We start from the raw sequence: 13542 nt of genomic DNA, 5'->3' as shown, positions 1-13542 counted from the left end.
TGGTCAGGTCAGTGGGCTACGCCTGCAAGGAGAGCGGGGAAGTTGATCCTGGCGATCTGCAGTTTCGGGTCGTGGGGCTCGGGGACCCCGCCGTCGGTGATGTACAGGCGGTCGCCGCGAACGGCTGTCGCGGAGGGTGAGGCAAGGCCGTCCGCGCTGGTCAGGACGGGCTTGTAGGTGCCGTTGGGGTAGATGACCACGACCCTGTCCGGGCCGTTGTTCGAGGAGGAGCCGTTCTGCGCGGCGAACACCACATCGGAGAAGGGGGTCAGGAAGCTGAGGTCGTCGATGTTGGGCAGGCCGCCCGCGACCTGGCGGATCGGGCCGGGCGCGCCGGCGGGGGTGATCGGTACGCGCAGCAGGGTGCCCTTGTTGAAGTTGCTGACCCACAGGGCGCCGTTGTGGAACCTGAGCCCGTTGGCGCCGATCGGCAGTGCCTCGGTCGGTACCGGCGCGAGAGCGGCGTCGGTCAGCCACGGCGTCGCCGATCCGCCCGAGACCGGAACGGACCAGATGATGCCCTTGAGGCTGTCCGCGATGTAGAGGGTGCCGGTGGCCGGGTCGACGGCCAGCCCGTTGGGGCCCGAGTCGGCGGGCAGAGCGGCGACGCGCTGAGGGGTGCCGTCGCCAAGCAGCCGGTACACGCCGTTCCTGGCCGCGTTGCCCGGGGCCCACAACGCGTAGTAGACGGTGCCGTCACTGCCGCGGGCGTTGCCGCTGATCGCCTCACCCACCTGCCCGGTGACGAGCACCGTGCGCTCTCCGGAGGGCGAGATGCGCATCAGTTCCGGTCCGTGGGTGCGCTGGCACACCGCGCAGCTGCCGAGCATGGACAGGGTCACCGAACCGTCGGGGTTGGCGGTGATGTTCTCGGGGATCTCGCCGGCGGCGAACTCGAACGCCGCCGCGGTCCGTACGTCAGTGACCACGGACCCGCCGTACGAGCCTCCCGTCCATGCGGACGCGGACGGCGCCGAGACCAGTACGGCCGCGGTCGCGGTGACCGCAAGCGCGATGCCGACGTTCCTCCTCAGAAAACGCTGTGCGCTGGATGTACTGCGCCGGGCCGTGTGCTGGTGTTGCTGTTGCATGACTCTCCTAGGTGAATCAACGAGTGGCTGATCAATGGACTTGGGGAGACGCCGTGGACATCGGAGATGTCGGGTGGATCGGGAAGGTTCGTGCGGAATGGCGCCCGTGAAACCGGACCGGGATGCCAGGCGGGCAAACGGTTGTTCCTGCGGAGCTGCTGGTCGAACGGTGGCCGCGGTGACGACCGTCTTGGTGAAGACGGCGGGGGCGTCGCCGTCCTCCACCGCATCCGCTGTCACCTCGTCGAAGACGCGCCGTCGCTTCCGGGCGGGGTCGGGCACGTGAAGGTCGGGCGTCAGTTCGGCATCCGGTTGAATCTGCGGACGATGCGGTCGAAGATCCGGGCCGGAAGGACGCGGTGGAACACGCTGATGCCGGCGGCCGTCGAGCCGGCGGTGCGCCGCAGTTTCGGGTTCCGGTCGGTGGCCGCCGCGACGATCACCTTGGCCACGGTGGCGGGATCGTCGCCACCGCTGGTGTTCTTCGCCAGCACCTCGTCGAAGGTGCGCCGTCCCGACGCGTAGAGCGGCAACGGGGTGTCGCCCTGCACGCTGTGGTCACCGAACGGGGTGTTGATCGGGCCGGGCTCGACGAGCAGGATCCGGACGCCGTGTTCGCGGACCTCGTGGTCCAGCGACCCGGAGTAGCCCTCGACCGCGTGCTTGGTCGAGGTGTAGATGGCCATGAACGGGCTGGGGACGAATCCGCTGAGGGAGGAGACGTTGATGACGCGTCCGCGCCGTTGAGCGCGCATGTGCGGCAGAACCGCCTTGGTCATCCGCATGATGCCGTAGACGTTGACGTCGAAGACCTCGTGCGTCCGGGCGACGGAGAACTCCTCGGCGGCGCCGTTGGCTCCGACGCCGGCGTTGTTGACCAGGACGTCGATGCGCCCGAACCGGTCGATCACCTGCTTGACCGCGGAGTCGACCGATTCGTCGCTGGTCACGTCGAGGTCGAGGTAGGTGACCCCGGCGGGCGCGGTGACTCGCGCGGTGTCGCGGGCGGTTCCGATCACCTCGAAGCCCGCCGCGGCGAAGGCGCGGGCCGTCTCCTTGCCGACTCCCGATGAGGCACCTGTCACGAGTGCCACCGGCCGAGTTGATGCCATCACGAAACTCCTCGATTTGCATTATGGTCGTATGTCTTACGTTCATACGACCATATGGTGGTCGTCGGTCGGTGGCAAGCGGTCACGCCCGGAAATTCGAGAAAGGTCCGGGAAACGTGGGGTGCGTACGGGAAGGCCCGTGAGCGGGCCCGACGGGCCGGAACCGTCGGCCGGCCTTCGGCGCCCAGTCCCTTTGTGAACTCGCTCGCCTGACCAGGGCGTCACCCACCGCCGAGCCGGCGACCGCGCCAGCGGCCCGCTGCATTCGCTTCATTCGCGAAGGTTTCTGCCGCGCCCACCCGCAGCGCGGCCTATTTCCTTCCTCAGCTCCCCGAACCATCGGCGGCCAACGCGCCTCGTCTACAGAGGGTGCGCCGTCTGAGCCATCGTGGTTCTCAGGCACCCGTACAGGTCACCCAGCGCCGTCCAGCGCGGTCGCCTCCGGCAGCTGCGCGGCCCCCGGTCTCAATCACTTGGAAACGCCGGAAGCATCCCGGTGCCGCGCACCAGCATGCTCGACGCCTTGCAGGAAGCGGGCGTCGAGATCATGTACGACTGTCTGCGCGGCGAGTGCGGACTGTGCCGCGTCCGCATCCTTCAGGCCGACGGGTCCGTTGACCACCGTGACGTGTTCCTGTCCTCACGGCAGAGGGCCGAGGGCCGTCAGATGTGCGCCTGCGTGTCCAGGATCGCCGGGCCGGGGGTCACCATCGACTGCTGAGCGCCCTCCGCTCAGGGGGTGAGCGCCTCTCGCCTGGATCCAGCCGTTGCCCGCTGTAACCGCGTCCGGTCCGGCGCCGGTCCCAGCAGCTCAGCGGGCGTCGTCCCGCTCGAACAGTAGCCGTACGAAGTCGGTGACCGGCCCCACGATGTCGAGGCCCTGGTCGAGGACCCACTGCAGCTGCAGCCCGTTGAGCACGGCCTGGAAGAGGATTGCGGCACTCTCGGGGGTGACGCCCTCGCGGAGTCTGCCGCGGGCCGCCTCGTCGGGAAATCCGTCGGAGAACTGGGCACGGCTGCGTTCGTAGCGTCCGACGAAGTACGTGTGCGCGGGATGATCCGGCCGGGAGGCCGCCGCCGCGAGCTCGATCCACAGGCGTATCAGCTCGGGGGCCTTCTGGTGGTGGCGGATGAGCTCGGCGAGATAGGGGCCGAGCCGGTCGGGGGTGTCGACCTCGTGGACGCCCTGTTGCCACTCCTCGAAGTCGCGGGCGGCGAGCACCTCGGCGAGGAGTTCGTCCTTGTTGCGGAAGTGGTGCAGGAGCCCGGCGTGGGTGATGCCGGCCCGTTCCGCGATGTCGCGCAGGGAGGCGTCGGCGTAACCGCGCTCGGCGAAGCTGTCGCGCGCCGCCCGCACTATCTCCGCCCTGCGGGCCGGTGTCTTGGCGTACGGTCCCCGAGTCCTCGCCTGACCCACGGTGCGCTCACTCTCCTTGGCGAAGCCGGTCCTGACAGGTCGCATGCGCCCAGCTCCGTACAAAATCTACCGTATGGTTGAAATTTGATTGCACCGCGCCTGTGTTCGCTGCTGCGCCGGTCCTGCCGCGGGAAGTGCCGGGGTCTCAACTCTCCTGCCTCATACGCCTGGTGATGGTGAAGGTGCCGGCCGGAAGGGACTCCGCGGTGCTGCCGTCGGGGAACACGATGCGCGCGCTGGTGGCCGGCGGCACGTCGACCGTGACCGTGAGTTCGTCGCCGGTCCGTCGCCACTCGACGGCGATGGTGCCCTGCGGGGACTCGTGTGTGCCGCGGGCCCAGGTCAGCGAGGGATGAGGGACGGGGACGACCTCGAAGGACTCCCAGGCGACCGATCCCGGTGCCTGCCGCAGCCCCAGCGTGTGGGTGTGCAGGAAGCGGATCACGGCGCCCTTGCTGTAGTGGTTGAGGGACTCGTGTGCGTCTCCGTGCTCGTCGATGCCCTCCCAGTCCTCCCAGACGGTGGTGGCGCCCCGGTCGAGCATGTAGAGCCAGGAGGGTGCGGTGCGCTGGTGGAGCAGTGCGTAGGCGATGTCGGTGTGGCCGGTGTCGGCCAGGACGGGGAGCAGGTCGCCGGTGGCGAGGAAGCCGGTGGTGAGGTGGGTGCCTGCGGCGCGGACCAGCTCGACGAGGCGCGCGGCGGCCGCCGCGCGCAGTTCGCCGGGGACGAGCCCGAGCGAGAGCGCGCGGACGTAGCCGGCCTGGGTGTCGCCGGTGGTGCGGCCTTCAGGGGTGAGGAACTCGGTGCGCCAGGCGTCGCGGACCCGTTCGGCGGTCACCGTGTAGCGAGCGGCTTCCTCGGCGCGGCCCAGCACCGCGGCGACGCGGGCCAGGGTCGTCGTCGAGCGGTACAGGAACGCGGTGCCGACCTCGCCCTTGTCGGCCATGAACCAGGCGAGGGGGTCGGTCCTGACCGGGTCGATACGGGTGCCGTCGGCCGCCTTCGCCCTCGGCTCGGTCCACTCGCCCCAGTGGAAGGACCCGTCCCACAGGTACTGTTCGTGCGGCAGCGGCTCGGCCGAGCGCTCGACGCGGGAGCGGTGGCGGGCGGTGCGGGCGGTCTGAAGCGCCCACTCCACCCAGCGGACCATCGCCTCCCAGTTCTCGGCGAGGACCTCCTCGTCGCCGTAGGTCTCGTACAGCTCCCAGGGGACGGCGACGATCGCGTCGCCCCAGCCGGCCGAGCCGGTCATCATGGCGAACTGGTCGTCGAGGTGGTGCTTGATACGGCGGCCGTCGGGGGAGAAGTTGGCGATCCGGCCGTCGGGCAGCTGGTCGTCGCGGACCGAGCGGAGCCACTTGCGGCTGAAGCCGAGGACGTCGTACAGGCGCGTGGCGGTCGGCGCGAAGATCTGGTAGTCACCGGTCCAGGCGAGGCGTTCGCGGGTCGGGCAGTCGGTGGGCACGTCGACGGCGTTGCCGCGGAAGCTCCAGTCGGCGATCTCGTGCAGGCCGTTGAGGTCGTCGTCGCTGCACGCGAAGGTGCCGGTGCGGCGCAGGTCGGTGTGGACGACGCGCATGGTCAGGCTCGCGGGATCAAGTGGTGCGCCCTCGCGCCGGATGCGCGCGTACCGGAAACCGTGCACGGTGTGGCGCGGCTCGAACGTCTCACCACGGCCCGCCGATACGACCTCGTCACGCTGGACGAAGGGAACCGGGGCCTCGTTCGGCCGGAAGCCATCGAGATGACTCGTCGTCAGATCACCGTCGGGGCCGACGTGTTCGCCGTAGTCGATGACGGTACGGGTCCCCGTCGGCCCGAGGTGGCCGAGGGTGATCCAGCCGGAAGCGTTCTGCCCGAAGTCGGCGATCCAGAGCCCGTCCTTGATCTGCTCGACCGACTGGGCGGGGCGCGACTGGACGACACGCACCGGCGGCGCCGGCGACCAGTCGATCGCGGGTGCCTCGACCTGGTCGACGAGGACCGGCCGCTGGGCGTCGGGACGGAGGCGGTAGTCGGTGGTCTGCCCGTCCATGAGGTCGGCCCGGGTGATGGCCGACGTCGCGGACGTCCAGGTCTCGTCGGTGCGGACGACCTGGCGTGAGCCGTCCTCGTAGGCGATGTGCAGCTCGGCCCGCGTGCCGAGCACCGTGCCCCATCCGGCCGGCTGCCGGAAGGCGCCCACCTGCCCCCGGTACCAGCCGTCGGAGAGCACCAGCTCGATCCGGTTGCCGCCCGGGCGGAGGGCGTCGGTCACGTTTGACGCCTGCGCGTGGAGTGTGCGGTCGTACGACGTCGAGCCGGGCGACAGCTGGGCGGTGCCGGCCCGCTCGCCGTTCACGTACGCCTCGTACAGACCGAGCGCCGTCGCGTACAGTCGCGCCGAGCGCACTGCGGCCCGTGCGGTGAACCGCGCCGAGAGGACGTCTGCCGGGCGCCTGCCGTATCCCGGATCCGCGGGCTCGGCCGGCGAGATCCAGCGGGCCCGCCAGTCCCGGTCGAGGAGGCCGACCTCGAAGGCGTGCCACGGTGACCACGGCGACGGGCCCTCCGCGTCGCGGGCCCGGACCCGCCAGGCCACCCGGCGGCCGCTGTCCAGCGCGGACCAGGGCCAGGGAACGAACCGGTGGCGGCCGACGTCGGTCGTCACCGCGGGCCGCCGCTCGCCGTCGACGGTGCACTCCAGCTCGTAGCGCACCGGGCGTGCCGCCTCCGTCGGCGGCTTCCACGACAGACGCGGGGTGGGGCCCGACACGGGGAACTGGTCACCGCCGCTGTCGATGCTCAGGTCGTACGGTGCGTGGTGCATGGTCTGCCTTCAGGGAGAGAGAGGGTGTTCGCGATGACGGCTGTCCGCGCCGCTACCGGACCGACTTGACCTTGAACTTGACGATGAGACCGCCGACAAGTGCGAGGACCGCGCCCATCAGGTAGAGCTCCGTGTAATTCTTCTGGCCGCCGGTGGCGCCGACGGTGATGACGAGCGGGGCGATCAGCGGAGCGAGGGCGCTGGGGATCTTCTGCGAGAAGGCGACCACCGCGAGATAGCGGCCGGCCTGAGCCCGGTCCGGAAGGACGGCGAACACGATCGCCAGGTCGACGGCGCTGAACACCGCGATGGCGAGCTGCATCACCACGGCGCCGACGATGAGCTGGGGCAGCGAGTACGCGAACGCCTCCGTGACCGCCCCGACGACGAAGAGCGCGGAACCGATCAGGGTGAACAGCTTGCGCCGGCCGAGCTTGTCGGACAGGAAGCCACCTCCGATGGCGCCGCCCGTGGCCGCGAGCACCCCGATGACGCCGATGGCCGCCACGATCCCGGCGACCTCCTTGACCGGCATGTCGAGCCGCTGGGCGTAGAAGAAGGTGCCGAAGGTGGTGTTGAAGTACAGGCCCATGAAGAAGACGAAGCGGCCGAGCCAGTTCCAGCCGAAGTCCGGGTACTTGCGCGGATTGAACCCGTAGCTGGTCACCAGGTTCCTGAGCGTCACGCCGCCGGTGTGCACGAGCGCGCGGGAGTCGCCCTCCGGCTTGAAGAACGGGAAGAGCACCACCAACACCGCTCCCAGGAGACCGGGCAGCAGGAACACCAGAAGGGTGCTGGAGGCCACCGTGTACGCGAGACCGATGCCGAGCACCGGGGCGATCTGGGTCATGACGCTGGTGAGAGCTGAGATACGGCCGCGCTGCTCCTCGGGGACCCGGTCCGCCTGGACGTTCTGGATGGCCTGCCCGGTCGTGGACCAGCCGATCATGCCGACGGCCCACGCCAGGCCGACCAGGAGGACGGTCGGTGCGAGAGCGACCCCGAGGAGCCCGACCATGCCGAGTACCGAACCGGCGATCATGAAGGGGGTCCGGCGGCCGAGGCGGGAGCGGGTCCGGTCGCTCCACACACCGATCATGGGGCTGAGGACCAGGTACACGAACTGGGCGGACCCGGTGACGTAACCGAGCTGTTCCTCGTGCCCGGGGGCGAGGTCGGAGATCCGCAGCGCCAGTGAGTACGACAGCGGAACCATCAGGGCCAGCGAGCCGCCGAAGCTGGCGATCAGCAACCAGGTGAGGTAGGCCCTGTCGACCGTCTGCAGCGGAGGGGCCTCCACCTCGGGTACGGGGGCCGGGGGTTCGGCCGGACTCCCGTCGAGGTCCGGTGCCGAAGGGGTCGGAGAGGGAACTGCCACACTGATGTCCTGATCGTCGTGAGGCATGAGGACTCCTTCGTCTCATGAGTGCCCGGTAGCGCACGGCAGTTGCTGGGCGATGACACCGCGTTGGTGGATGAGTCGGTGGGGCTGATGGCCAGCGGCGCGTCACGAGACCGCCTGGCCATCGACCACCACCGGGGGTTGCGCGTTACTGGACCGACCAGCCCCCGTCGGAGGGGAGGACGGCGCCGTTGACATTGATGCCGTCGTCGCTGAGCAGGAAGGTGATGGAGGCTGCCAGTTGTTCGGCGGTGGCCAGGCTCGGAATCGTCTGCTGGAAGGGGGCGAGGCGGGCGGAACCCGTCTTTGACGTGTGTGCCGGCATCGGGATGCCGGTCGCCACACCGCCGGGCGCGACCGCGTTGACCCGGATGCCGTGCGGGCCGTACATGAAGGCCGCCGACCTCGTCAGGCCGATGACACCGTGTTTGAGGTCTCGTGGACCGGCTAGAAGTCGTCCATCACGCCGGCCACGTTCGCGAGGGCGTCGATGCGCCCGTCGGCCGCCGCGACGATCCGGTCGATGTCCTCCTGTTGTGTGATGTCGCCGGCGACGGCGGCGATCGCTCCATCGGGAACGGTCGCGGCGAAGGCTTCGAGGCGCTCGGCCGCGACGTCCACAGCGATCACACGGCCGCCTTCCCGCGCGATCCGCGACGCCGTCGCCCGGCCGATACCGGCGGCCGCACCGGTGACGATGACGGTCCTGCCGTCGAACCGTCCTGACGTGACGCGTTCGGTCCACCCGCTCGGGGCGCTCTCGTCCTCGGGCATGACCCCGTCGTTGACCTGCGACACCAGGTCGTCGACCACCGCTTGCGGCAGCTGCCCCTGGCTGACGGCGACAAGTTGTTGGAGCGGGAGTGTGCGGACCGGGGCGAGCATCTCCCGCGGTATCCCGGCCTGATCCAGCAGCGACTGGATGAGCGGTGCGCCCTTCGCGTGGTTCAGCCAGGCGTCGATGGTGCTGTGCGCCGTGAGCGGGGGATGGAGCATGTGGTTCGGCCTTTCAGATGCACGTGGAAGCCGTGCTGAAACGATTCAGTGAGTCGATGGTCGGGTCCGGCGAACCGGACCCACGGGATCGCGCGACAGGCGTCAGCCGTTTGCGGGTGGGCCGGGCTTGCGCCCTTCCAGGCCGTTCCAGCGGCTGCGGAGGGCGTACGCTGCCGTCTTCGGCTTGCGGTCGCGGGTGAACACGCCCTTCTTGTTGCCGTCCACGCGGTGGATGCCGGCCGAGGTCTGGAAGTCGGCGAAGTTCCAGACGTGTTCGCCGACGAACTCGGGGAGGCGGTCGAAGACGCGGTGGTACATGGCGAGCAACTCGCTCTGGTACTCCTCGCTCCACGGGGTGTCCCAGACGGAGTGCAGACCCGGCTGGGTGTCGGCGCCGTACTCGGACATCAGGAGCGGCTTGCCGAAGCGCGTGGCCCAGCCGCGGAGGTCCTGCTCCAGGGCCTGCTCGGCGGTCGCGAGGTCGCCGGTGAACAGGTACCAGCCGTAGTAGCGGTTGATGCTCAGTACGTCGAACAGGTCGCCGATCTGGTCGTTCTGCGACGTGGCGAACATGACGGCGGAGTAGGTCAGGGGGCGGGTCGGGTCGAGCTTGCGGGCCAGTTCGACCAGCGGCTCGAAGTACTCGCGGGCGCCGTCCTCGTTGGATGCCGGTTCGTTGGCGAGGGACCACATCACCACGCTCGGGTGGTTCTTGTCCCGTTCGATCAGCTCCCGCAGGTGCGTGGCGTGGACGTCGCGGGTGACTCCGCCGAAGTTCTCCGGGGCGAACGTCGGGGTCGGCGCCTGGCCGGTGAGGCCGCCCATGACGCCCAGATTGAGGCCCACGGCGGCGGTCTCGTCGATGACGACGATGCCGTGCCGGTCGGCGAAGTCGAGGACTTCCTCGGCGTACGGATAGTGCGAGGTGCGGAAGGAGTTGGCGCCGGTCCACTCCAAGAGCTGGAAGTCGTGGACGAGGTAGGCGTCGTCGTGGCCCTTGCCGCGCACCGGGGTGTCCTCGTGCTTGCCGAAGCCGGTGAAGTAGAACGGTTCGCCGTTGATGAGGAACTCGGTTCCCCGCACTTCGACGGTGCGCACGCCGAAGGGCTGGGTGTAGCTGTCGACCACCTCCCTCGCGCCCGTCCGGTCCTCGGTGACCAACTCCACCACGAGGTCGTACAGGTAGGCGGCGCCGGGCTGCCAGAGGGTCACGTCAGCTATGCGCAGGACACCCTCAGGGCCCTCTGCCGCCGCCACGGCCCGGCCCGCCTCGTCGACCACGTGCACCAGGACGGCGGTCGAGTCGACGGCCTCGCCGGCCATCTCCACGCGGTAGTCGACGATGCTGCCGGCCCCGCCGTCCCGTTCGGTGACGACCGTGACGTCCTCGACGAAGGTCAGCGGTGTGCTGCACAGGCGGACCGAGCGGGCGATGCCCGCGTAGTTGTAGAAGTCGTGCAGGTACGACTGGCGTTGGCGGCCGTCGGGGCCGGTGGTGAGGGTGCCCGGCGGGAGCGTCTCGTTGGTCAGCCGGTTGTCGACACCGACCGTCAGCCTGAACTCGCCGCCCGGCTGGACGATGTGGGTGAGCTCCACGTCGAACGGTGTGTATCCGCCGGTGTGTTCGGCCACCAGCTGGTCGTCCACGTACACCTGCGCGGCGTGGGTGACGGAGCCGAAGCGCAGAACCACCCGCTCGCCCGCCCAGCCGCGCGGCACCCGCACCTCGCGCTGGTACCAGACGACTCCGACATGGTCGCGGATCTCGGGGTCCACGAACAGGTCGTTGTAGCTGGCGGGGACCGGGACTTCGAGGGGCGAGGCGAGCCGCGACGTCCAAGGGGTGGCGCCGGCGCGGCTGTCCAGGGCGAACCGCCACAGGCCGTCGAGACCGACGATGTCGCGGGTGGGGCTGGTGCGGGGAGAAAGCATCGGGTTCCTCTGCGTCGTTGTGGGGGCCGTGACCGGCGCGTACGGAGTGGCGGATCAGGCCGTTTCGCCGGCGTCGGCGAGGAGGGTGCTGCCGGTCATGAAGGCGGAGAGGTCGCTCGCGCAGAACAGCACGACGCGGGCGATGTCGTCGGGCACACCGAGCCGGCCCAGCGGCCCGGGCTGCATCACCGACATGATCGTCTCGGAGTCCATCGGGATCCCCGCCGCGGCGGCTGCCGCCATGTTCCCCTCGGTCGGGACGAAGGTCGGTGCCACGCCCAGTACACGGATGCCGAACGGCGCGAATTCGAGGGCGAGTTGGCGGGTGAGGCCGCGCGCCGCGTGCTTCGATGCGACGTACGCGGCGAGCCCGGGAGCCGTCCCCCGGAAGCCGGCCGTGGAGACGACGTTGACGATGACGCCCCCGTGTCCGGCCTCGCTCATCCGGCGCGCGGCCTCCCGGGCACCGAGGAAGGCACCGCGCGCGTTCACGGCGAACACCTCGTCCCAGGTCTCACCGGACATCTCCAGCGCGGGTACGGCGGGGAAGATCCCGGCGTTGTTGATCCAGATGTCGAGCCCTCCGAGTTCCCGGAGCGCGAGATCGGCCGCCGCGGCGACGCTGTCCGCGTCCGTGACATCCAGCTGGGCAGCCACCGCACGGCCCTGGCCACGGGCACCCAGGTCCTTGGCGGCCGCGGTGGCGAGTTCGTCCTCGATGTCGGCGACGAGGACGTCCGCTCCCGCCTCCACCAGACGCCCGGCGATGGCCCGGCCCAGTCCGCGGGCCGCGCCCGTCACGACGGCGCGCCGCCCGGACAGCGAGATCAGCTCGGTCAGGGACCGGGACGAGACGTCGGGCACGGATACCTGCATCATGTGTCCTTCCGAAGACGGTGGGGTCAGGCGCGCGAGCGGCGGGCGGTCTCGCCCAGCCAGGCGAGGCTGGGCTTGGGCCGGCGCTCGAAGGTCTCCCGGTCGACCTCGACCAGGCCGAAGGTCGGCTCCCAGTGCCCCCACTCGTAGTTGTCGAGCAGGCTCCAGTGCAGATAGCCCCGTACGTCGATGCCGCCGCCGATCGCCCGGAAGAGGTGCTCCAGGGCCTCGCTGGTGTAGGCGATCCGGCGGGTGTCGTCGTGGGTGGCGATGCCGTTCTCGGTGACCAGGATCGGCAGTCCGCCGGTGACCTCGGCGGTGTGCCGCACGGCGATCGCGAGGGCGTCGGGCCGGTAGGCGGTGCCCACGAGCGTGTTGTCCGGGTGCTGCGGGTGGGGTTCGACGCCGTCCGGGCCGACCCACTGGCTGGAGTACGACTGCACGCCCACGAAGTCGTCGCCGCGCGATCCCTCCAGGTAGAGGTCCTCCCAGACGTGCTCCAGCTCCCGCATCTTCTCCTCGGCTCCGGGACGGGCGACGAAGGCGCGGTTGGCGACCGTCCAGCCGACCTTGGCTCCGGTGCGCCCGCGCAGCACCTCGCGGGCCGCTTGATGCGCCTCGACCAGCCGCTCGCCGATCTTCACGTCGGGCGCCGGCAGCGGCGGTCGCGGCCCCTCGTTGTCGACGGTGGGGCTCTGCCACTCCCCGGCGTCCTGCCGGCTCTGCATGGCCTGCGCCATGCCGACCATGATCGCCAGCATGTTCGGCTCGTTCATGGTGACGACCCACTCGACGCCGTCGAGGATGGGGACGACCGCCTCGACGTACGCCCGGAACCGCTCCACGGCCCGGTCGCCGAGCCAGCCGCCTTCCTGGGCGAACCAGAGCGGGCTGGTGAAGTGGTGCAGGGTCACGACCGGGGTGAGACCGAGCTCGACGGCCGTCTCGATCATGCGCCGGTAGTGGGCGAGTTCGGCCCGCGAGACCATGCCGGCGACGGGCTCGATGCGGGCCCACTCGATGCCGAAGCGGTAGGCGTTCAGGCCGGCGTCGGCGAGCAGTTGCATGTCCTCGCGGTACCGGTGATAGCTGTCGCAGGCATCCCCACTGCGCTCCATGCCCGGCACGCGTCCCTCGCTCGCCCAGAAGTCGCTGCCCACGTTGTTGCCCTCGATCTGGTGCGGAGCTGTGGAGGCTCCCCAGAGAAACCCAGGGACGAGTTCGGTCATGTCGACTGCCTTCCTTCGTGTCGGTCGTGGTGGACCCGGCCGCGCTTGCCCTGCGCCAGGGCAGGCGGGTGATCAGCGGCGGCTGCTGTTCGGACGGGCACGGGGTGCTGTGACGTGCCCGGATCGTGACCGACGTGCGCTGCGGCGCCAATGCTTACCGCATGGTTAGTTTTGCTGTTGCTGGAAGGTAGGCCGAGATCGCATGCGGGGGAAGTCCGTATTTCGACTTCGTAACCAGAGCGTTACATGGGGGTAGTCGGCCGCAGGGGAAGCGGCGCCCGCCGTTCCCGGCGAAGGCGGAGGGACGAGGCGACGATGCACTGGCATCGACTCGGGGGTGCGGTGCCGGAGCCGGTGTCATGGTGATGTCGGTGTGGGCATGTGGTGTCACGCCCGGAGTTCGGTGCCGAACCCGTTCGTCAGCACAGGCAGCGCTGCCGCCGAGGAACGCGCAGGTCGTACAGCCGGTGTCCAGACGGCTGCGGGCGTCGGGCCGCAGGGCGAAGGCGCGGGCCTGGTCGGCGACCTGGCCGCACCGCACTGCCACGTTCAGCAGGAGCGTTCCCGCCCGATCAGGTTCCCGCGCCGCGTCGGCGCCGCGAGCAGCCCGCGCGACCGGCCGGTGCGCAGTCTGCCGGAAGGTGGGTGGCCCGTCGACGTGGTGAGGATCCGACGGAG

At 70.0% G+C, this 13542-nt stretch carries 11 protein-coding genes; 1 reads left to right on the top strand and 10 read right to left on the bottom strand.

Going from position 1 to position 13542, the window contains the following annotated elements; all coding sequences use genetic code 11:
* Positions 1–8 precede the first annotated feature (8 nt).
* The gene (locus ACFYRY_RS00465) at positions 9–1091 is read right to left on the bottom strand and encodes an SMP-30/gluconolactonase/LRE family protein (protein WP_389138542.1); all 1083 of its coding nucleotides are present in this window, start codon (positions 1089–1091) and stop codon (positions 9–11) included.
* A 296-nt stretch (positions 1092–1387) separates the two neighbouring features.
* Positions 1388–2203, bottom strand: a complete 816-nt coding sequence (locus ACFYRY_RS00460) for an oxidoreductase (protein WP_389138540.1) — start codon at positions 2201–2203, stop codon at positions 1388–1390.
* Between the two features lie 496 nt (positions 2204–2699).
* Between ACFYRY_RS00460 and ACFYRY_RS00455 the strand changes: the two genes are divergently transcribed.
* A complete protein-coding gene (locus tag ACFYRY_RS00455; RefSeq protein WP_389138537.1) occupies positions 2700–2924 on the top strand; it encodes a 2Fe-2S iron-sulfur cluster-binding protein in 225 nt (74 codons plus the stop codon).
* Between the two features lie 90 nt (positions 2925–3014).
* Here ACFYRY_RS00455 and ACFYRY_RS00450 read toward each other — a convergent pair whose 3' ends face one another.
* The 8 genes from ACFYRY_RS00450 to ACFYRY_RS00415 form a co-directional block, all read right to left on the bottom strand.
* Entirely contained in the window at positions 3015–3620 is a 606-nt protein-coding gene (locus ACFYRY_RS00450; RefSeq protein ID WP_389140986.1) for a TetR/AcrR family transcriptional regulator, read from the bottom strand.
* A gap of 145 nt (positions 3621–3765) precedes the next feature.
* Positions 3766–6429, bottom strand: a complete 2664-nt coding sequence (locus ACFYRY_RS00445; RefSeq protein ID WP_389138534.1) for a family 78 glycoside hydrolase catalytic domain — start codon at positions 6427–6429, stop codon at positions 3766–3768.
* 52 nt (positions 6430–6481) lie between these two features.
* Positions 6482–7834: an MFS transporter gene (locus ACFYRY_RS00440; RefSeq protein ID WP_389138531.1), complete on the bottom strand. Its 1353-nt coding sequence runs from the start codon at positions 7832–7834 to the stop codon at positions 6482–6484.
* A 145-nt stretch (positions 7835–7979) separates the two neighbouring features.
* Positions 7980–8222, bottom strand: coding sequence for an SDR family oxidoreductase (locus ACFYRY_RS00435; RefSeq protein ID WP_389138529.1), 243 nt, complete (start codon positions 8220–8222; stop codon positions 7980–7982).
* 56 nt (positions 8223–8278) lie between these two features.
* Positions 8279–8827, bottom strand: coding sequence for an SDR family NAD(P)-dependent oxidoreductase (locus ACFYRY_RS00430; RefSeq protein ID WP_389138526.1), 549 nt, complete (start codon positions 8825–8827; stop codon positions 8279–8281).
* A 102-nt stretch (positions 8828–8929) separates the two neighbouring features.
* Positions 8930–10759, bottom strand: a complete 1830-nt coding sequence (gene uidA / locus ACFYRY_RS00425; protein WP_389138524.1) for a beta-glucuronidase — start codon at positions 10757–10759, stop codon at positions 8930–8932.
* Positions 10760–10813: 54 nt separating this feature from the next.
* Positions 10814–11638 (bottom strand): SDR family NAD(P)-dependent oxidoreductase, encoded by an 825-nt coding sequence (locus tag ACFYRY_RS00420; protein ID WP_389138521.1) that lies wholly within the window; start codon positions 11636–11638, stop codon positions 10814–10816.
* Between the two features lie 23 nt (positions 11639–11661).
* Positions 11662–12864 (bottom strand): family 1 glycosylhydrolase, encoded by a 1203-nt coding sequence (locus tag ACFYRY_RS00415; RefSeq protein WP_389138518.1) that lies wholly within the window; start codon positions 12862–12864, stop codon positions 11662–11664.
* Positions 12865–13542 lie beyond the last annotated feature (678 nt).

The sequence above is a fragment of the Streptomyces sp. NPDC005263 genome (genome assembly GCF_042872365.1).
Lineage (GTDB): Bacteria > Actinomycetota > Actinomycetes > Streptomycetales > Streptomycetaceae > Streptomyces.
The sequence above is the reverse complement of the archived record's forward strand: the minus strand, read 5'-3'. Positions and strand labels throughout refer to the sequence as shown.